Genomic DNA, 21,243 nt, shown 5'->3' on the forward strand with positions numbered 1-21,243 from the left:
TTAAGTTGATGGATGTGTGGCGAGACCCCACTTAATCATTTCTTTTTATTATAAAATCCTTCGGATGACCTTTTAACCGATAATACTTCATGTTGAGACGAATAACTACTACAGAGATTACAATAAACCGTATTACATATAACATGTCCCTTTCTCCATTTCTTATTGTTTAGCGAACTTATTATGTAAATACTTCACATGTTTCTTTTTAATATCCTTATCATTAATGTTCGCTCGCAGTATTGTTTGATATATATGTTGGACCTCATCATTTGTTAGTTGCACGTCAGTATAGGATTCAATACATTTTGTAGATCGTTATAATATAAGACATGCTTATCTTTAGAAGAAACATTTACCCTTTTCAGACTGCATTTTGGATGAAATGCTGCTATAGAGATGCTCGGCAGCTGTTGTTCCATCACTCATTCAATTGCTTTTATATGCTTATAGTTTTGTCGAAATGGATTTTGAAAAGAGGATTTCTTTCTAAAAATACCCTGTGTCCACCTTGCCGCTTTCTCACTTCCATAGATCCATCCTTCATAGTTCTTTGTCTCTACAACAAATACACCGGTTTCCGCGATAACAATATGGTCAATTTGCGTTGTATCAACATACTCCGTATAAACTGTAACATCATGTAACACGCAATAACTTTCAGAATCCAACTTGCTCAATATACGTTTTACTAATTTTTCTCCGGCTTTTCCTTTCCATCTCGGTACATGTTTTTTCACAACAATATTCAACGGAATCAGAACCGCAATGAGAATTAATTCAAATATCAATACTTTCATAATAGAGTCCTCCTTTTTACACCTTTGCGTTTCTGCGCATTAAACGATATACATGCATTTCTAATCCTAAAATAAAATATGAGATACATAAGCCTTTTATCACCATCTCTACGAATCCTAATGCTAATGAAACAAGGAGCCCCCCTCGAAACTGAAAAGGTGTGATCACCCTTCTATTTACTGGTTTTTCAATGACGCCAAAGTTGGCCCAGGTAGGCAAACGTTTTTCCACATTTTTCACGGTACCCATTAATCCGTATTTTAACGATAGAATGAAACATCCGATTAATAAATAAACAACAGAAGAAAAATAAATAGATAGGCCTATTACGATGCATGTCAGTAACCAGCCTATTAATATAGAATTTCGCAAAGCAATATATTCTCGATTTCTATTCAATACAAACAGTCCTTTCAAAATTAATAAGGTTATTTTTAATTGGTAAATATTTACATTTTTTTATAAGCATGATATGATACGTCTATATTAATTTAAGAATTAGCCTAAAAAGGATTGTGATAGACATGTTAAAACTTGTAGTAAATAATACCGGAACAGAACCAGAAAGTGATTCAGCCTTTTCAAACTATTTCACCTGCAAAGACTGTGTATATTATCTTTCAAAATCAGATTCTTGCAGTCTACAATTAGCAACTGATTCAAATAATCCCCTTGTCCCTTATGAGTGTGGCAACTTTGAGGAAACCTATGAAATCGGAACGGAAGATCCATTAAATTCACACATACATCAGCAACTTCGTGAAGAAAAAGCGCAAATACTAGCTGAAAGCTATCCAGCACAACCTGCTATTGATCCAATTCATAAAGACGCAATATGGTATGGAGCAGCAAACTATGGTTGTTGGATTATAAATGATTCGAAGAAACGTTTTGCACTTGCAGAACAGGTTCCTTTCGGTGATAATAATATGTCATCTGAAAAATACGCATCTCCTTTTCCTTTACATGACCATGGAGCAAAAGAAGGTATCCGGCACTATATGTGTTGGTACGTAAATGAAAAAGGAATTGGCGAATACCATCTTCTTATTGGTGGTGTCATCATGAAAATTGCAGAAGGAGTTAAGAAACTTGGATTCAATTACTAATCGTATCTACAAGAAAAGAATGTTAGAACATACCATACTATTTAGTTTGGTACAGCTGGTACCACTGATCGTATCTACCGGTATCATATATATATTGTTAGAACTTACTGATACAGAGTGGAAAACCTGGCTTAGTTATGAAGGAATCTTTGCAATTATTTTTCTTCTAACGAGGTTCCAGGTGTTTCAGAATAAGAAAAGTATTATTTCCTTAAATCAACACGAAAAATGGTTTTCAAAGTTAAATATTTTCTTGGTCTCTATATTTCTAGTATTATTTGCATCCATACCAACTCTATTAAAAATTGCTTTCATTCTACAAATGACTGTTATTCTATTTCTACTAGAGTACCTTTGTTTGTATATTAATCGTTTACCGATACATAATTTATATAGAGTAAAAGAGATCATTTGTGATAAAAAGCAACTCAAAATTGAACGAATTATTCCAAACAATGAGGAACACGGTACTCATACAATTAAAACAAAGGATGAGCAATACTTTTTATATACCGCTGTGTATTTGAGCGGCATACTATCTCCAATTTCAGAAGAAGTATTTGAAGAATATGAAAGAAAGAACCTAATGGGTAGATAAAAGGTACTGAATGTAGATTCAGTACCTTTTCTTTCTTTATATATAGTTCTTTACATATTAGCAAATAGCCATGGAGCGAGTACGGCTAACATACACAACAAACAAGATCCCGTTATGACACGATTGGCCCAACGGTAATATTCCGGCTGTTTCGTACTCTCATGAATTCTTCTTAAACGAATACCTGCGATTAACATAAAGGGTGTGAAAATAAGTGCTGTTGCTTTAAACAGGTCTAAAAAATCCGTAAAGATGTTCATAAACGAAAATACATCGGAACTAAACAAGAAGTATACACTTAGTCTCATCGACATCATGCTGATAAATGAGAAAATCATACTTCCGGTTGCCCACTTCATCCATTGACCATTCTTTGTAATTAATGCCATAACCATGACAATAACTCCTAATACGAATGAAATAGAAAAGATATTGACTCCTACTTTAAAAGCCGGCGCATACAATCCTTCAATCTTTTGAATGATTGATGATCCAAATGAATCATCTTTCTCTGTTGTTTTCGTTCGATTGTTTAGTCCATCTTTAAATGATGACGAAACATCATTTCCTTTTAACTCATTAAAATCTACTTTTACAGAAGCTTGAGCTGCTTGTAAGGGTACAAGTAATAAAATCATCAAAACAAGCGTGCATAAGACTCCTATCATTCCTTTTTCTCGTTTCATCACACATCACCTGCTAATTTTGGTTTGATGCGCTTTAATTTGATTTCATTTCCTTCTGCAGCATAATAAAGATCTGCTGCATAATAGATATTTGCTTTTGTATATGCCCCCATAATTGCATTTGCAATTTCTTCTTTTTCTACTGCCACATATGTTTCATTTTCATTGTAAAACTCAATTTCAATTCGATTAATATTATTATTTAATACTGTAATATGTAGTTCTTTTAAGCTATCTAAGCGATTCCCTAATCCACATACCAACTTAAATACTTTATTTGCAATTGTTGGTGGTTTTACATACGTCGTATTAAAATGAATCGTTTCATCATCTATCACACCATCTTCCTCGACTTCACACGTCATAATAAAAGAATGATTTTGTTTTTCAATTTCTTGTTGACTCAACTTGCGATCAATGACATACTTCACGCTTGTTGACAGATTTTCTATATATTCATCCAGTTCGGTATTTGAAATTTTAACCTCTGAGAATTCCGGAAAAATCATGTAAGCGTGTATATTAGAACTACTTTTACTTACACGTAATACCTGGACTTGTTTCTTTTCATAGCGCACCGTTTGTTCTAATTTTTCTACTACATTGTTACTTATGGAATTAATATTCATTTACATTCACCTTTCAAAATTGTTATTTTTTCAACTCAAAAATATTTTTTACTTCATATAATCCTCATGTTTGGATTTAATCTATTTTAAGCATTGTAATATTACGAAGAGTTCTCAATTCTCCTGTTTTAAGACTGTTAATCACTTGAATCTCAAAACATTTCCATATTACAATGACGTACAATGTCTCATTATAGTCGAATATCCTTATATAGTGAATCATTCTGTCCCACTCATTTGTACAAAAATAAAAAAATGTTTTATTCCTGTACAAATGAGTGGGAAAATGCTGTATTTCATGCTATTTAACTAAGAAAATACAACTAGGAAATAAAATTATATATTCCCTAGTTGTCTATTACTCCATTCAACTAGTGTATAAGAATAAGGTGAATCGACCTCTAATTCCATATACAGTAATTGATTTTTCGGTAATATCTCTCCCTCTGTATGGATCCAATAACGCTTCTTATTAGACATATTTATGACACGTGTCAATCCTTTTTCTTGTTCTATTACTTTTGCAGTACACTTTACAAAATCCATATCATCTACCTCTGAAACTACTTGTTGAAGAGTGACGATATGCTCTGTTTCTTGTGGGATCGGCAACTGTCCTAGTTCCAGAAATGTCTCCTCATATTCTAACAATTCCTCTGGTATATCCTCATCGTTAGGAAAAGGAATATCATATACTGCTTCAGAAGCAGGAGTATGGTGAAAAACTTCAACATACTCCACTTCCTTTGCAACGTCCTTGTCCTGTTCTAACGTATTTTCTTCTTCACCTACATTTATTTGAATCGATGCAGCAACTAGATCATATATATTTGCTACATCTTTTTCTAAGGTAATTTCTTTCGTTGGAACAGTAACACGTTCTTGTTCCCTGCCAATAGGCCTATTTTCTCTTGGACACCAATAAACGGGTCGTTCCAACGGTTCTGGTCCTTTTGCTTTATTTTTCTCTTCTATCAACATATTTCTTTTTGTTTTGTAAACTACAAAACATATATAGCAAATTAATGCGATAAGAAGCATCTTAAACATGATTTTCCCCTCTCATTTAACCAAATAAATCAAACTCAAATTGTCCTTCAATTACTTTATTTTTTTGTTTCCCTTTCCCTTTCTTTTGAGAAGTATCTACTTCCACAATCAATTCATCCCACAGTGTAATATCTTGTTTTTGTACAAGCATACGCTTATCTGTATTCAGTGTTGTTAAAGTTCGAATCACATCTTCTATTTCTCCATCTATTTCAAGTACATTCTGTTTCATTCGAACACCAGGTACTTGCTCTTTGTTAATACATTCAACAGCTTTTTGTATAAATTTAGCCTCTTTCATAAATGCTACGTCCATTGTTTTTGGCAATTTTTCCACCCAATTCGTCAATTGAATTTCAATTGGTTCAAATACAGGCTTTATTACATTACCAAGATTTTCAAGAACGCGTTTGGATTCATCAGATGCTGCTTTTGTCCATTCCTCTGTTGAACCTTTTAATTGATTTCCACTCTTAATGTTTTGAATTAATAGAGTCTGTAGATCTCCTGTATCACCAAGCATTGCATTCAGTCCATCGCTTGTTGCATCACCATTCATTGCTTCAGCAGCTTTATTCTTCTGAGCAATTAACTGTGCCATCTGAGCTTGGAATGTTTCTTTGTAGCCCAGATAGAAGGTTCTACATTGCTTAGTTTGTCCAATACGCCAGTGTCTTCTTGCAGCTTGGTTTAACGTAAATAAGCTAAATGATAGTTGGTAGAAAATTATTGTTGGCGTGGCCAGCAGTCGGGTAAGTCAGAGGTGTTACCAACTCTTTCTCCCCTAAGAACCGTACTTGTACCTTTTAGCACATACGGCTCAAGCCTCCCTTTATCCTTAACAATCTAGTATTTAAACTTTTTATATGTGTTCAACATTGTTCTAACTGCTTTTCTGCTGTTGATAGGTATCTTTTGAGATTTTAAATAAGCATGTACTTTAGGTAGCTGTTTTCCGTTCCCGTACCATTCTAAAAGGGCATGGTGCTGTTTATGACAACTACAATGAAGTAATTCAAGATTATCGTACTCATCTTTTCCACCTATAACTTTAGGAACAATGTGATTACTTTCAAGTGGTTCATCTCCAACTAATGAGTTGTTACAAACTCTGCATTTATATTTAGTTTTTTTCGCTAATTTTCTCTTGGAATTTGTATTGAACCTATTGAATATCTTTTCATCCCTTTTTGCGAAGTATTTTTTAAGATTAGCGTCATCTGGACTATTCTTATACTTAATCAGTACATGTCTTACAATTGGTATCCATCTCATACGAATCAATTGATTTTTGTGATTATCAGGGTCCGTTAGTAACCATTTATCTTGGCTAACACCTGTATGGTCTGGATGGAAATATTTCTTATTTATCCATCTAGCGCCTTTCCGGTGATGTTTATATTTAAGATGGTGCATTACCTTCTTATGAATATAGCTGTCAATATTGCCATAAATTACTTTTGCTACAACAGGTGACCAGTAATTTGCTATACCTGTTATAACTGGATTTAGTTTTCTGATTAATTGTCCAATTGAACGTCCTCTATGAGATTTAAATATTTCGCTTATCTTTTCTTTAGCTTTTTTGACACTTTGGTTGGATGGTTTAATGAAGAGTTGTGACCCTTCTTTAGTAGGATATTGTCTAAAATTAAAGCCTAAGAAATCAAAACCATCAGTAATGTGTACTACTCTGGTTTTTTCCTCTGCCAATTTTAACCCTCTTTTATCAAGATAAGGTTGAAGTTTAGCATACATACTTTCAGCTTCTTCTTTAGAATTACACGTTATAACAAAGTCATCTGCATATCTTACTATCCCAATTGAATCGGGATATAACATAGCTCCATCCCTTTTTGGGAAATGGTATCTTACTCCTAATTCCTTTTCCATTCCATGTAAAGCGATATTAGCTAATAAAGGTGAAATAATTCCCCCTTGTGGAGTACCAGTTTCTGTTTTGTAGAAGGTTTTATTATCTATACATCCTGCGTTTAACCATTGGTTAATTGCATTACTATAAGGAAAACCTTCTATACAGGACAAAATATGCTCATGATTCAGATTATCAAAACAACCTTGAAAATCACCTTCGAATATCCATGCTCTATTAGTTCCTCTACTTAATTTAAGGAAAAGGTTTGCCATAGCGTCATGAGCACTTCGTTTGGGTCTAAATCCATAAGACATAGACTCAAAGCGACATTCCCATTGAGGTTCTAGTGCATTTTTAACCATATTTTGAAATATCCTATCTTTGATAACTGGAATCCCTAAAGGTCTTTTCTTTCCATTCTTCTTAGGAATATAAGCTCTTTTCACTGGAAATGCCTTAATGTTTCTAACACTATACCCTTTTAATAAGTGGAACAATTTAACTCTATCCTCTGGTGTGTTAGTAGTAATCCCATCAATTCCAGCAGTACGTTTTCCTTGATTGATTTGCGTTACTCTCTTAATACTTAATAACAGGTTCGCCTTACTTCTCAACATTAGACGTTGAAGTTTTCTCACCTTACGTTTATTACCGAATTGTTCGGCACGATAGATTCGTTGTCGAAGTTTCTTCACATAGTTTTCAATTTCCTTCCATTGTATGGAGTTCCATTGAGTTACCTGTGGAGAAACAGCCGACTTCATATTGACAGTATTCATAACATGTTCCTCCTTTATAAGATTCCTCTTTCCGCTTTCTTTCGTGTTGAAGACCAGTTGGAATTCAGCACTTTTTCAAGTTATGTCAAAAGACACTATCCGCTCAGTTATGATTTCCTGCTATCTTTCGATATAGCGGCATTCGCTTTCTCCAACCTCCTATACCCTCTGAAGAATTAGTCGCACCTTACGGTTTGATTACCTTATTCATAGTGTTCTCGGCTAAAACGATTCACACGATTTATGAGGACTTCATAGGGCTTAACAAGTTCCACTAATAATAGATTCGTTTAAGGTAAGTGTCCTTCTTTACTCCGGCAGATCTATGGGTCATTATACGACTCTTTGACCGTCGAGCCTTTCCTATCTGCATCTACGAGCTTGTTCAATCACAGTACACTCGTTGTAGGTGACGAAGATTACAAAGATTCAGCATTACGCTTACACATTCTTAAACTTTCCCTAGCCCCTTCAAACGTCTGTGTAACGTTATCCGTTGGACACTTAACTCTCATGCAACCCAACAATCCGATTACTCAGATAGCAGCTTCGAGCGGGAACACCTTTCATGACTAAGGTGACTTCATAATGAAGCACTATTTATTAGCGACTTCTTGTCGCACAGTCCAACCCTACCTTAACTAATTCTTGTGAACAGATGATTACATTCACACCGCTACTTACTTGCTCTTTTAACCATGCACTGCGCTTTGGCGGAGCAACTGTATTCGTGCGAAGAATAGATACTTTTGCACCAGGTACTTGCTCTGCAACCTTCTGTAAACGAGGCTGAATGTCTCGTTCTTTCACTGTAGATCCTGTATCAGATACATAAATGATGGTTGGACGGCCTTCAGAGATTTCAGTTTGCAATATTTCTTGTAACTTCTTCTCCTTCGGCTGTATACAATCCTCATCAAATCTGAATTCCTCGTTGGACCAAACCAATTCTTTTTCCGCGTTATCTAAGTGATAGTTTGGATAGTGGTTCATATTATCTGGATACGAATTTCCTGTACGAATATAAGAGAGCCATAGCTTCCCAACATCTGGTGTACCTTTCGCCCCTTCAATCGCCTTCTCAAAAGACCCTTTCATATGCTCATAAGCCTTTTTTTGTTCTTCCGACATCTCGACAAGAATCGTAGGTACATTAATTAACTCTACAGGATTTGGCCAAACATCTTTTAAGCGTACATTAATGGTTGTATCCATTAAGAATTGAGTAAACACATATGGTGAAATACCAGGAACAACTTTTGTTTTATCTAGCATCCCTTGTGCACCACGTGAAGCAACGTTGGATACCACTTCACCGTCATGATAATACGTTCTCTCTATGTTTCCGTAGGTTTCATTCCATTCCATTAAAGAACTATATTCAAAGCCACTTTTCACCATCTTTTGTGGGAATAAACGCCATAAAGTATAGAATACGTCGCTCGCGCGCCCACCGAATAATGTACCTGTTCCAGCTACAACTTTCTTACAAACCTTTGCTAAACTTCCTAGTGCAGTTCCTTGTGCTGTTTCACTTTTTAATTCGTGGACTTCGTCACAAATTAAAGCATCAAAGAAGTGTTTCATTTTTCTACGAATATACTCAACAGTAGCTACCTTTCGATATGCTCGTCCTGATTGTTTCGCATCATATGGCTTCACACGATTCTCTAGCTCTAGTTGCTTTTGCAGCGGTTTATTTCCCTCTTTTATTGCTTGCACTAATTTATTTTCATATTTGGTCCAATCTTTAAAACTCGCATATTTCGTTTTTACTTTTGGACTCCAAATGTTTGAATTACAATCAGCACATACACTGTTTTTATTTGTTTTCGAATCTAAGTCACTTCCTGTGAAATCTTTATACTGGCAGACTTCTTTCTGATCACCATTAGCTTGTTGAACCATAATAGAAGACGTTTTTTTACGTAACTTAGCACCACAATCTGGACAGTAGTAGCCATTCTTATAATATCTTTGCACCTCTTCCTTCGATTTCTTGGAAAGTACAATTTGTTTATAAGGTAATGGCATTTGTTTAATAGCATCCCCTCGCATCGTTGTAAAACTAATGACAAAGAAGGTTGGTTTTTCTGGTTTTGGTCTTCCTGCCTGAATCCAAGATTGATGAATGCAAATTAAATCCTCTGTACGTTTAATCAGATGTACGTCTGCGTCTGGTATTAAGTGTCGTATTTCTTCTTTTGCCCACTTCTCAGTAAGAGTCGGTGGAACAAATACGCAGGTACGATACCCTTTTTTTCCGGTTAAATGGAAATATCCATCTACTGTCGCTGTCATGATTGCGCTTTTTCCGGACGACATTTCCCCCTGTATAATGATTCCTTTTTGTACTTGTAATGCTTTTGCTGCACCTGTTGCTACATGTGCCTGTACAGGGAATAATGGTCTTTGGTACGTATCAAAATGAGATAATGCCTGTTCTTTCATCGGTTGATGTAAAGGCTCATCTAATTTCGTTACCTTATCAAGCATGACAGGCGAATATTCCAATAGGTATTCATTTAAATCTTGTATTTCATTGATTTTTTCACCTGTACCCTCTTTTGAAAATTGACATTTTCCAGAGCGAATCATTTCTGATAAAAACTCTTTACAATCCTTTTCTTTTAGTAAGACTTGTGCAATCGTTAGAGCAGAAAACTCATTCTTATCGAAATACACCTCTAACGGTTGTAATAACTTTCTAGTTAGCATCTCCTCGTATATTGGCTTCGCCCATTCTTCTAAGATTGGGAGACCGTATGGAGGAGCCATTAAGAAATCTCTTACTTGCATTTCTGGTGCTTCATCAATTGCAACAATATACTTTTCTTCTAATTCTCTAGAAAATGCAATAATTGCCTTCTTTTTATTTATTGTTTGCGTATTAATAAATTCAAACTGACCTTTTGAATTTACATTCACTTTTTTATCTACTATGTAATGTAATTCTTCTTTTTTTCCTTCTCCAAAATACAAGCGACTAGTTCCCATTGATATGGCAGCACGAAATGACTTTAATGTACTGTCATTCCCACCTAGTACTACAAATTGGATTTGATGATGACGATTTACTGCCATTGCAAAACAAAAAGCTGTATGTGAGGCAGTTCCCGTCTCTAATTGCAACATCGCTGGTGTTTGTTCCTGATCAAATGTATCTTGTTGAATCATTTCTTGTAACATAAGTTTCCCTCCTAAAATAAAAAACGCATCTTATTCGATACGTTTCATGTCCTACTCATTCAATTTATTGGCTAAAAATCTATAAACTGTTTCCACTCTGGTAATGACTGTTCAGCCGCATGTAGCATATCACCTGCACCTTGAAAGACAGAGAATTGCTCTAATACTTCCAAATATGTACCTGCAACTAATTGAGAAGCACATAAACAAATGACTGTAAGTACAATAGCAATACGAAACATACGATTACTAAATTCCCATACGATAAATAATGCTCCTATTCCTAATAGTACAGACATAGCCTTCTTCCTTTCCTAGACAAGTTCTTTGACTACACCAGTTGGTGTTGCAATGATAAATTTAGCGCGACGTTTTTGTAAAACAACTTCTTTCGTTGTTTTTTCCAATTGCTCAAATGAATGTTCATAATACACATTTTCAGATCCACGAACTGCATGGAGTGTATCACCTTCACCAAGCAAACCATCTGCCACACCTGTTATCAGCAATAGTCCTAATTGTCCGGAAGCAATCGGCATCTTTGCTCTTTCAGCAGCTGTTTTCTCACCTTGAAGTGAGTAGCCATTCCCTCTATTTAAACGCTTCTTTAATGATGCGATTCCCTCTGATTTGCCTATACCTTTATAAGCATCTTTATAATCCACGCGAGATGTGAAAATTAATTTATTTCGATGTCGCAATTCAGGTATAACCCAACTTTTATGAGTCACCATTTCTGCTAATTTATTCACATGTTTTCTTACGAAAGCAAGATCGGACATATTTTCACAAAAATTAGCAAATCTATCATTGAAATATGTATCTTTTTTCGTAGCTGCACGCTTACGGCCGATAAAAACACATTGCTTAAATTGCTCAAATTCGTCATTTTCATCACCAAAACGCATTAATCCTATTTCCTCGTAATTCTTTGCTAAGTAATAACTGATATCGTCTCTAGCGAATCTGTCGTATGGAATGACATACACCATAATTCCACCTTCTTGTAAATAAAGATGAGCACGCTTTAGGAAATTGAACTCCATTTTCTCTGATTTTGTATTTTCTGTACGAAGCTCCGTATTATAAGGAGGATTTAAAAAAATAAGCGGAAAGTAGTCATGACTAATCATCATGCTTTCAAAACTTGAGCGTACCACTACATCTAATTGCTCTTTTGCTTTGCCATATCGATTTGCATCCAGCTCTACGCCATACGTATGAAACTGGATTCCCGCCTGCTTCATTTCATCTGCAAAACTTCGTAAAATTGTCCCTTCTCCACAGCATGGATCAAAGCAAGCATAAGCTCGCTCTGATTCCATTTGTAATAGTTGTACTAAGTGTTTCCCTTCTGTTAGTGGTGTTGGATAAAATCCCGCCGCTAAATCATTTCCTAAACGCATAATCGTTACCTCCAAGTTCTTTTTTTACAATAAAAAAAGGAAGATCCAAGTAAATACATCACTTAGTTCTTCCTTTTACCCTCTATACACTACCTCGACTTTATTAAAACGGTAGTAAATCATCTGTAATCTCCGATAGCTCATCCAAACCAGCGAATATATCATCCGGCTCTTGGGATTGCTCGTTTGTTTCCTGCTCTTTTGGATCGTCTAATATTGTCCAAATGTTATCCTTTTTCATCTTCATATCCCTCTATCTTTCTTATTTTTCAGTTTCATAAACCACTTCTTCATAATCGAAGAAAAAATCTTTCAGCTTACGCATGATTTTACGAAACTTTGGTTCAGCTACGATCTTAGTACCACTATAAAAACTTCGTTGCCCAACAAAGCGCCATAAGATGACATAGCCTACCTTCATTTCCTGTATTCCTTCAATATATAATGCGATTTCTTGAATGGCTTCTTTTTCATTAAGAACATGTGGCTTGAAATATTGAAATTTACCATCTGGTAATATAATTTCTGCTTCAAAACACCCTCTCATTTGATTTACTCTTGCTCTGGATTCAGATGACATGGCTGGTGCAGCATATGACTTCTGATTTTTTTCCATTCGTGTTTTATGTTCCTCTACTGTTGGTACTAGTCGTAAGTGTCTACAATCTTTTTTCATTTTCATATCTCCTCTATTTTGTAATTTGTTATGATTCATAACCCTGCCTGCAAACTTGAAAACAACACAAAAAGGGCTTCTTCAAGTCGATTAATAATGTGCATAGCAAAATAAGCTATATATACACTAATCGGCTCAAAGAAGCCCTTTCACAAATAAAACAAGACGCAACTTGCTTCTACAACTCAACCACAACACAAAAAGGTGTGGGAATAAACGGAATCAAATAAACTAACAATATACCTATATATTACATAACAACATTATAGATTTCAAGAATTATTAATTAAAATTAACGCATTATCCAAAAGAATCCTTATTCCTCAGACTTGTGAAGGACAATAGTCACAAGGTATTTGAGTAATGCGTTAAAGTTTAATAAACTACTATCAAATGTTTTACACTTTCAATTCATGCACCTACTAGAGGCGTGACGCCATACAATTCCTTTAAAAGTGGAGCGCTAACGATCTCAATTCACACACCTATAAGAGGTACGACTTGGAAGGTCAAAGTAGACAAGACCTTCACATTACAATTACAGTATTAGCTCTTGGGCCATAGCTCTTCCATCCGCTTTGTTACCCGGACTTTGTGCTGCTGCCATCGAGCGGCGGGAAGTTGCATATCAACCTTTACACGTGTGTCCTTGTAGAAAGGCACATCAGCACAACCGACTTCGACTACAACCTCCTCGGTATCAGATAATTGATGGACTTCGAATGCCAGTTCACCCAGAGGATCAGTACTTGACAGTATGATCAGCTTTTCTGGCACTTTCAGTAAAATTTCCGCGTCACTTTCAGGGTCAATGTAACGAAACTCCGGTAATGTAGCGAATGCGCTAGGAATAACCTCTCTTCCTTCATCCGAAAGGGATAATGTAAGTGTCCTGGTTTCCGGATCGTATTTTCTAGTACGAACATCGACTATGTAGTGTAGCGCTCTAGTAGCTGTATTCGATAAACGAACGACTAGCTCAATATTTTCGTCTGTTCGCTTGGCTGATTTGATTGAAGCCTTTAGGGCGTCTGGATAGATATTGTTATCAGTCATTATGCCCCTCCTTTAATATTTTCCTCATTGTCCAAAATAACTTTAACTGACGTAATATCGCTAAACTGATCTTTAAGCCGTTGACGAAAACGCTTTCTGTTACTTGCTGATTGCAGCAAGACGGTGTCACAAAACTCCAGTTCCTTGGCCACTTGTTCCGCTGATAAGGATGCCCAAACCATATTAATTGGAACCTCCGGAATCCAAGACTCCAGTGCACGATTGAACTCGCGCCCAATAGTCTGTTCGTTGGCACCATCAAAGAAAAGAGTCAACAAATCATGATAAATTCGGACAGGAGCAACTAATGACCATTGAATATAGTCACTAGGCCATGCGAGCTCACTCAGGAGTGCAATTAGCTCTTGAGATATATCATCACTGTTGTCCGAAACCTGCTGATTCAGCCAGTATATGTTTGTACGGTGTAGAGCTTCTAAGCGAGACTTCGACTGTGCCCGGTCCGTATGATTACGTACAAATACCGTACCTAAATCAAAATCCTTGAACTGATGACTGGACCTTTCGATCATTATCTTCCAGAACTCCAGCAAAGGATCTATGTAACCCTCCAACAATATTTCAGAAATGTTTGGATGGCCTGCCATGATAGTACAAACCTGCGGTGAAAACGCGTAGTAGTCATAAAAAAACTTCTCGAAAAACGCATACCCGACCTCCGTGTTACGTACGAAATGGTCTCGTATGAATCTGAGGTACTGAACTTGCGGAGAGGTCAATGACTTTGAAGCAACGGTCGCGATAATACAGCAGCCTCCGCCTCCGCCAATCCATGTACCACCGCATCCTGTAGATCCACAGTAAATCTTAGGGTCTCGAAGCTCCGGTGTTACTCCATTACGTTTTGCGATTTGCGTCCGCAATTCGTTCTCGTCAACGATTGCTGCTTCTTCCTCCGGGGATGACGGTTTACATTCAAAAGTCGTTTGCTTAACTTTGTTGTTAACGATCCGAAAAGCGTGGGAAAATTCATGATAAAGTACGACCGGATTTGAAATTGGTAAATCTGTAACGCCATTTGTTCCGGCACGTGCGACACAAATATCCTGCTTTATGTCGTAGATAATTAGGCAGTCTTTAGTTGGATTCAGATTTGCCCCATCCCAGTTACTGTTTGATGGTGGTAATGCAAATGCGTTATTCTGGATTGGAGTTCCATTCTTGAGAGTAAATCCGGGTAACGCCGGAATTACAACGATGTCCACATTTCCCGGTCCTTTTCCATCTTTGCCATAGTTAGGAGTAAATACTTTATTCACTAATTCATCAAGGCGCACCTGAGGTGCTCCATCCATTTCCATTGATCGTTTGTAGGTCACCTGTTGTTTGCCATTGACCGGATCGTTTAGACCGAGTCCGACGTCGTTGGCTATGATAGCGAGGTCGACAAAACCCTGATTGGTATCAAATTCATTTGAACCGATTCCCTTTGCGTCTTTTAAAATGAACATAGCCATAGCATTACCTCACTTGATCCGGTCTTTGTGGTTTCGGCAATGGTTTCCAATCCTGACCCTCTAGCTTACGCTCCCGATAAATCGGGGTCTCACAAACCTCTGGGCATTCTTCCTCTGGAATTGGTTTAGGTGGACAGCATTGTTCAATTTTCTTATTCAGTTCGTGATGACGGTCGTAATCAACTGCTTCACTGCTATGAATGCGTTCAGTGATGCCTTCAATACGTACAACTGATTCGAGCCCCTTCTCGCTCATCTGTAACTGGTGACTCAACTTGCGCATGATGTTGCAAAGAATTTTGTTATTATTTACTAGTTCGCAGATAATTGTGTCGTTCTGCTGGCGGTTATAGTCAAGTAATTCCAAAGAAGCATGTTGTACCTGTAGCATTGCGAAAAGCCCCTGGGATAAGCTTGCAAATCCCACATCCAATTTATTGTCAATTTGCAATAATTGGCCATTTGTCTGGTTTAGTTCCTTACGTATGTCTTGAGAAACTACCAAGTTTTCTGACGTATTTTTGGCTATGTTGGCAGTATTTGTGGCAATTAGATTTAGTCTCGAATTTATTTGATCGGCAACATCTTTAATTGATGGCATACAAATCCTCCTTAAATACTATTCTACAAATTTGCAGTTAGATATATAAACCTCAAAACACATTTTTCCCTTTTCAGGTTATATTATACATACATTTGTAATTATTTTCCTTTCAGAGAGGCGTACACACTTGATAAATATCAGTTTATATAATTATATAAAAACACTACCAAATCACAAAAAAGGAAGCTCCTTTCCCCTGTCGAGTTATTGTAGAAAGAAGGAGATACCCTAAGACTAGATACTCTTATATTAACAGCCTTAGTTTCACTTGAACACACAGTATGTCTAATTATTCAGATAATAATTAAATTATATATAATAATTAAATGATAAAACAAGAACTAAACTCGCTTGCTAAAGAGAAGCAGAATAAGGTTCTTGGGAATAAATCCTATTTTGAAGCAGTGGCAAAGATAATTGAATAAAATATTTTAATTCTATTAGAACAGAGGAGATCTCTACAACTAATTCAGAAATAACAAACTTATGATTGATTAATTCTACATACGCTTCCATAAATAATGGATTTTTTTCTATACAAGCAGCTGTTGGTTTGAAAGAAAGTTCAAATAAAAGCAACCTCACAGCCGCTAAGAATTTGATATATGGTCAGCTGTTATTTTTAATAAAGTTTGATCAAAATGATACTAATAAACCGGATAAATGAATAGAAAGAAAAATCGTGTATTGAAAAAAGTTTAATCAAAACACGATTTTAATAATTCAATTGAATCATTTTTTATAAAAAAATTTAATTATTTTCTAATGCATTGCTCCATAATTACCTAATTAATGTTTAATTAATCCATATCTCTACAGGTTGTACCTAAAGATTCCCAATGACCATTACGACATTTCTTATTCTTACCATTGATACAAATTATGACCCCATCTGGATAAAAGTCCTCACCATATTTACACATTACACCTCGTTCGACGCTCTGTTTGTTGGTACCTTCCGTTTGATTGTTCATGAATTATCACCTCCCTATAACTATTATTTTCTCAATTAGTTTTTGTATTAAGGAAGAAATAGAACAGAACCATCACACATTCAGGTCACTGATTATATAAATCTGTGGGGTGATTTCTTATGTCTAATAAAATGGAATTGACCATCGATCTTCGCTTGTTGTCGAGAACTACTTGAAATACAGGATGTTTGTTCAAACATTTTTAAAAACAGTACATTTTTTTATAAACGGTTAAACTTTATTCAAAACTATACGACTTTATTTCAAAGTAACACCCACCGAACTTGGCATCGTCTGCTAAAAACTTATAGAGTTGACCAGTAGATGCCTTCGTCGTCATCAATACCTCTCCAAGCCATGTAGATCCGTCCTGCTACATTTGTGAGTGCCGGCCCTGTCGCTTCGCTTCCACGTCCAGCCAGAATTAACCGAATCGCCAGGATGTAGAGCGAATATGCGAACATTATTACCTTAAAGAGTTAGCAAGGCTAACGAAAATAACGAGGATAAAAACAATGTGTAATTACAATATAAAATAAAAATTTAGGATTAGGAGTAAGTAATAATGCAAAAGTATATGCTTACAGTAATTATGTTATTTTACTTTATTAGTGATATTTCAATATTAATGGAATTTTTTACAGACAGAACTAATGGTAGAAATCGTAATGGGAATGTTACCCCCTTTAACAGGGTAAAGGTCGTTGGTTCGAACCCAATCGGGGGTCATTATCACAAGCCCTAGAAACCACTTGTGTTTCAAGGGCTTTCTCATTATAACAAGTTATTGGATTTTTATTGATATAGTTGAATTAGGGGTTATTTGGGAATTAACTCTATCCTATTAGAGTGTATTAAAACGACTTGAATTTTTAATATTTTTTATTTCGGAATGCTTTGTTCGAAACGGAATAGATTCTCGGGATCGTACATTCGTTTGACCTTCTTCAGCCTAGCGAAGTTTTCTCCAAAATATGCAATAGGCCAATCAGGGATGTTTGAATCGCAGTAGTCGCGATATGCGCCGTGGGTATAGAGGAGCATAGATTCACGGAATTTCTCGATCCATCGGATATTTTTATCCGCTTCAGCATCCTCCGACCAGTACGATAGGTATTGTATCACGAACAAGGCTTTGCGGTGTACGAATGGCGTTTCGTCGGTGGGCACTTCGCTAATTGAACCACCATAGGCGTCAAATGCGACCACATTAGTTGGGCCAGGGGCGGCTTGCAAGTTACGGATTAATACGCCCAGTGCCTCATCTGACAGAGGTTCGTAGGCATAGGCGGAAGAATTTTTAAATTTTTCTTGCTTTACCGGTAGTGCCGCAAACCGGCGAGCAACTTCAATCCAAGTAGTGGAGTGGAATTCACAAGTCTTGGGCCGAGTCGCCTCTTGCAAAGGGCGCATAATCTGCTTGAGCTCTTGTTCCGAGCCGACAAATACGCCGTTGGAACGGAGCCTGCCCTTCGCAGTAAGTGATAGAAGGGATGTCAGACGGGCATCGACATGGGGAGCCCACGCCTGCCAATAACGCACCACTTTTTCGAGATCAGAAAAGTCCCATGTCATTCTGTAACGAGCGACATTCTTGATCGGATGCACACGAAAGGTAAAGGATGTAATCACACCAAAGCTACCGTCTCCCCCACCACGGCAAGCCCAAAACAGGTTACTGTGCTGACCCTCATTGGCATAGATGATCTTGCCTTTCGCTGTAACTATTTCCAATCCGAGTACATTATCACAGGTCATTCCCATAAGCCTGGACAACAACCCGTATCCTCCTCCAAGCGTTAATCCAGATATACCAACCGACCGACAAGTCCCGCCTGGGATGGTCACTCTTTGCTTCCAAAGTGCTTCATACAAATCCATCAAACGGAACCCCGCGCCAACCTGCGCCGTACCGACATCTCTATTGATTTCCAACCGTAGCAGCCCACTAACATCAATGACGAGACCGCCGTCGACGTTGGAAAATGCTTCATAGCTATGTCCGCCGCCGCGCACGCGAAAAGGAATCTGTTGCTTGCGTGCCCATAAGATCGCGTTGACAACATCCTGTACGACCTCACAGTAAACAATCACTTTGGGGAATTTGTTAAAACGGCCGTTGTAATTGAATCTTGCCTCGTCATAGCCGCCTTCTCCTTGCAGGATTACACGCCCGGTTAGCCCTTCTGTCCTTACCATGAGACAATGCCTCCTTTAAAATGTAAGATACCGAGAGTTTTTATATTATCCATATGCAAAACAAGAAGACATAGAACTGATGGACGAATGGATTGATTTTTGTAAAAAAAGTGCAGTGACGCTTCATCCAAGTAGGAAGTTCCATATGAATTTATCTAATTATAATTAGTTCGTGACCAAGATGTGACCAATATTAAGCAAAGTGAGAAGCATTAAGTCCCCTCCCATTGGTAAGGAAAAGGTTATTGAAGTAACAGGAGGATAGTTTAACTAAGGGAGGATAGAAAGGGAACAACATTTATGACTAATAAGACAGACAATTAGAAGAGGTGGTTTATAAAAAAATGAATGAGCTTCGTCTACTTGAGTATTGCTTTTTTCCCCCTGAACAGAAGTTAATTTTCTGATAGTTGAACAAGGTCATTTTCTTAATTTTTGTTTACTTGCTTATTAGTTTCGGTGTATAAGGTAGAACAACCCAAAATAACAGCAAATAAAAATGAATTGAGTCACAGAGCTCGAGCGTTCTAACTTTAAGGCTTAACTTCCTTAAGATTCATTCAAGAAGGAAAGATAATATTCAAAAAGAAAAGTGCCCTAATTACCTTTTGATAGAGAATTACAACAACTTAAAAATAGTAATGCTATTGCAAATGGTCCACTCACAAACATAAAATATCAGGGACAGTACTGTTCCCAGTTTAAAGTGCATGGTGCACTACCGGCTGGCGCGATTTCCTGTCGATTCCATTGTCCTCCTTCATGCCAAGAGGCGTTTTGTATGGAACCGTCTTTTCCAATCCACCATATTTCCATGCTTCCTGGGATTCTTGAGACAGCTGTGATACTTCCATTGTAGGAAGCACTACCGGCTGGCGCGATTTCCTGTCGATTCCATTGTCCTCCTTCATACCAAGAGGCGTTTTGTATGGAACCGTCTTTTCCAATCCACCATATTTCCATGCTTCCTGGGATTCTTGACACAGCTGTGATACTTCCACTGCGGAAAGCACTACCGGCTGGGGCAATTTCCTGTCGATTCCATTGTCCGCCTCCATACCAATAGGCGTATTGTATGGAATCGTCCCACCCAATCCACCATATTTCTATGCTCCCTGGAATTCTTGAAACGGCTGTGATACTTCTTCCAGAGTTTGAAGCACTAAGATCTGGGGCGAACTCCCACAAATTCCATTGTCCTCCTTCATACCAATAGGCGTTTTGTATGGAACCACGTGGACCAATCCACCATATTTCTATGCTCCCTGGAATTCTTGAGACAGCTTTAATACCTGCATCTGGGGAAGCACTATCGACTGGTCCAATCTCTTGCTGAGTCCATCGTCCACCTTCATACCAAGAGGCATAGCGTATGGTACTTTGTACCCCAGTCCCTCTCCCAAGCCACCATATTTCCATACTCCCTGGGGTTCTTGACACAGCAGTAATAGCTCCTTGATTGGAAGCACTGCCAGCTGGGGCGATTTCCTGCCGGGTCCATCGTCCGCCTTCATACCAAGAGGCATTTTGTATGGAACCATCCTTCTTAATCCACCATATTTCCATGTTGCCAGGAAATCTTGACACAGCTGTGATACTTCCATGAATGGAAGCACTCTCAGCTGGGGCGATTTCCTGCCGGGTCCATCGTCTACCTTCATACCAAGAGGCGTTTTGTATGGAACCGTCTTTTCCAATCCACCATATTTCCATGCTCCCTGGGATTCTTGATAAAGCTGTGACACTTCCTAAGGGAAAATCGTATAAACCAGCATAAATAGGTTCTTCCGGTGAATTCCTTCCATTGAAAAAAATTGCCCCGTGTGTTCTATATAACGGAAAATAATTATAATAATACATAAAATCAAACCTTTCTAAGGCGTTTAAAACAATTTAATTAACTTTATCAAATTTTATTTCTTACTAGTATATTTTGATATACCCACTTTAGATGATTGTCTCTGCATAATTGGGTGAGTGTCTAAGATACATAGCTTCGGATTAAAATAATACCCAAAAAGAAGGAGTAGATAGTTGCGGTTATAATCCTTAACAAGGTTTATTTTTGGAGGCGTCTTGGTCAAATGAAGTTATTAACTAACCTTAAAAGACGATTTATTATTATCTCTCAAT

Annotated in this window: 18 protein-coding genes and 3 pseudogenes; 2 read left to right on the top strand and 19 right to left on the bottom strand. The window is 37.2% G+C overall.

Annotation, left to right across the window (positions count from 1 at the left end; translation table 11 throughout):
* Nucleotides 1–162: 162 nt before the first annotated feature.
* A pseudogene (locus tag COL05_RS15705) lies at nucleotides 163–800 on the bottom strand (nuclease-related domain-containing protein).
* Between the two features lie 16 nt (nucleotides 801–816).
* Complete coding sequence (locus tag COL05_RS15710) at nucleotides 817–1,200, bottom strand: hypothetical protein (RefSeq protein WP_098669298.1); 384 nt, start codon at nucleotides 1,198–1,200, stop codon at nucleotides 817–819.
* Between the two features lie 125 nt (nucleotides 1,201–1,325).
* Between COL05_RS15710 and COL05_RS15715 the strand changes: the two genes are divergently transcribed.
* A complete protein-coding gene (locus COL05_RS15715) occupies nucleotides 1,326–1,910 on the top strand; it encodes a hypothetical protein (protein ID WP_098669299.1) in 585 nt (194 codons plus the stop codon).
* A gap of 19 nt (nucleotides 1,911–1,929) precedes the next feature.
* A complete protein-coding gene (locus COL05_RS15720) occupies nucleotides 1,930–2,508 on the top strand; it encodes a hypothetical protein (protein ID WP_098669318.1) in 579 nt (192 codons plus the stop codon).
* A gap of 50 nt (nucleotides 2,509–2,558) precedes the next feature.
* Here COL05_RS15720 and COL05_RS30970 read toward each other — a convergent pair whose 3' ends face one another.
* The 17 genes and pseudogenes from COL05_RS30970 to COL05_RS15800 form a co-directional block, all read right to left on the bottom strand.
* The gene (locus COL05_RS30970) at nucleotides 2,559–3,194 is read right to left on the bottom strand and encodes a hypothetical protein (protein WP_000817909.1); all 636 of its coding nucleotides are present in this window, start codon (nucleotides 3,192–3,194) and stop codon (nucleotides 2,559–2,561) included.
* Nucleotides 3,194–3,823, bottom strand: coding sequence for a hypothetical protein (locus tag COL05_RS15730; protein WP_098669300.1), 630 nt, complete (start codon nucleotides 3,821–3,823; stop codon nucleotides 3,194–3,196). Before COL05_RS15730 ends, COL05_RS30970 begins: the two co-directional genes overlap by 1 nt.
* A 336-nt stretch (nucleotides 3,824–4,159) precedes the next feature.
* A complete protein-coding gene (locus tag COL05_RS15735) occupies nucleotides 4,160–4,873 on the bottom strand; it encodes a transposase (RefSeq protein WP_098669301.1) in 714 nt (237 codons plus the stop codon).
* Between the two features lie 16 nt (nucleotides 4,874–4,889).
* Nucleotides 4,890–5,621: pseudogene (locus tag COL05_RS15740) on the bottom strand (hypothetical protein); the annotation flags it as partial.
* A gap of 98 nt (nucleotides 5,622–5,719) precedes the next feature.
* On the bottom strand, nucleotides 5,720–7,528 hold the full coding sequence (ltrA, locus tag COL05_RS15745; protein ID WP_098669303.1) for a group II intron reverse transcriptase/maturase: 1,809 nt from the start codon (nucleotides 7,526–7,528) through the stop codon (nucleotides 5,720–5,722).
* Between the two features lie 603 nt (nucleotides 7,529–8,131).
* Nucleotides 8,132–10,717: a DEAD/DEAH box helicase gene (locus tag COL05_RS15750; RefSeq protein WP_098669304.1), complete on the bottom strand. Its 2,586-nt coding sequence runs from the start codon at nucleotides 10,715–10,717 to the stop codon at nucleotides 8,132–8,134.
* A gap of 71 nt (nucleotides 10,718–10,788) precedes the next feature.
* Complete coding sequence (locus tag COL05_RS15755) at nucleotides 10,789–11,016, bottom strand: hypothetical protein (RefSeq protein ID WP_098669305.1); 228 nt, start codon at nucleotides 11,014–11,016, stop codon at nucleotides 10,789–10,791.
* A 15-nt stretch (nucleotides 11,017–11,031) separates the two neighbouring features.
* Entirely contained in the window at nucleotides 11,032–12,123 is a 1,092-nt protein-coding gene (locus tag COL05_RS15760) for a DUF6094 domain-containing protein (protein ID WP_098669306.1), read from the bottom strand.
* A 103-nt stretch (nucleotides 12,124–12,226) separates the two neighbouring features.
* Nucleotides 12,227–12,370, bottom strand: a complete 144-nt coding sequence (locus COL05_RS31400; protein ID WP_180233458.1) for a hypothetical protein — start codon at nucleotides 12,368–12,370, stop codon at nucleotides 12,227–12,229.
* Between the two features lie 15 nt (nucleotides 12,371–12,385).
* Complete coding sequence (locus COL05_RS15765; RefSeq protein WP_098669307.1) at nucleotides 12,386–12,799, bottom strand: DUF6018 family natural product bioysynthesis protein; 414 nt, start codon at nucleotides 12,797–12,799, stop codon at nucleotides 12,386–12,388.
* 546 nt (nucleotides 12,800–13,345) lie between these two features.
* Nucleotides 13,346–13,855 (bottom strand): hypothetical protein, encoded by a 510-nt coding sequence (locus COL05_RS15770; RefSeq protein ID WP_098669308.1) that lies wholly within the window; start codon nucleotides 13,853–13,855, stop codon nucleotides 13,346–13,348.
* The gene (locus COL05_RS15775; RefSeq protein ID WP_098669309.1) at nucleotides 13,855–15,333 is read right to left on the bottom strand and encodes a CFI-box-CTERM domain-containing protein; all 1,479 of its coding nucleotides are present in this window, start codon (nucleotides 15,331–15,333) and stop codon (nucleotides 13,855–13,857) included. The genes COL05_RS15770 and COL05_RS15775 overlap by 1 nt, the downstream gene beginning before the upstream one ends.
* 4 nt (nucleotides 15,334–15,337) lie before the next feature.
* Nucleotides 15,338–15,934, bottom strand: a complete 597-nt coding sequence (locus COL05_RS15780) for a hypothetical protein (protein ID WP_098669310.1) — start codon at nucleotides 15,932–15,934, stop codon at nucleotides 15,338–15,340.
* 357 nt (nucleotides 15,935–16,291) lie between these two features.
* Nucleotides 16,292–16,492: pseudogene (locus tag COL05_RS31910) on the bottom strand (hypothetical protein); the annotation flags it as partial.
* 245 nt (nucleotides 16,493–16,737) lie between these two features.
* Nucleotides 16,738–16,911 (bottom strand): hypothetical protein, encoded by a 174-nt coding sequence (locus COL05_RS31405; protein WP_180233459.1) that lies wholly within the window; start codon nucleotides 16,909–16,911, stop codon nucleotides 16,738–16,740.
* A gap of 882 nt (nucleotides 16,912–17,793) precedes the next feature.
* The gene (locus tag COL05_RS15795) at nucleotides 17,794–19,110 is read right to left on the bottom strand and encodes an FAD-binding oxidoreductase (protein ID WP_098669312.1); all 1,317 of its coding nucleotides are present in this window, start codon (nucleotides 19,108–19,110) and stop codon (nucleotides 17,794–17,796) included.
* 678 nt (nucleotides 19,111–19,788) lie between these two features.
* A complete protein-coding gene (locus tag COL05_RS15800) occupies nucleotides 19,789–20,823 on the bottom strand; it encodes a PLL family lectin (RefSeq protein WP_180233460.1) in 1,035 nt (344 codons plus the stop codon).
* Nucleotides 20,824–21,243: the final 420 nt, after the last annotated feature.

The sequence above is a fragment of the Bacillus sp. AFS059628 genome (assembly GCF_002571225.1).
Taxonomy (GTDB): Bacteria; Bacillota; Bacilli; order Bacillales; family Bacillaceae_G; genus Bacillus_A.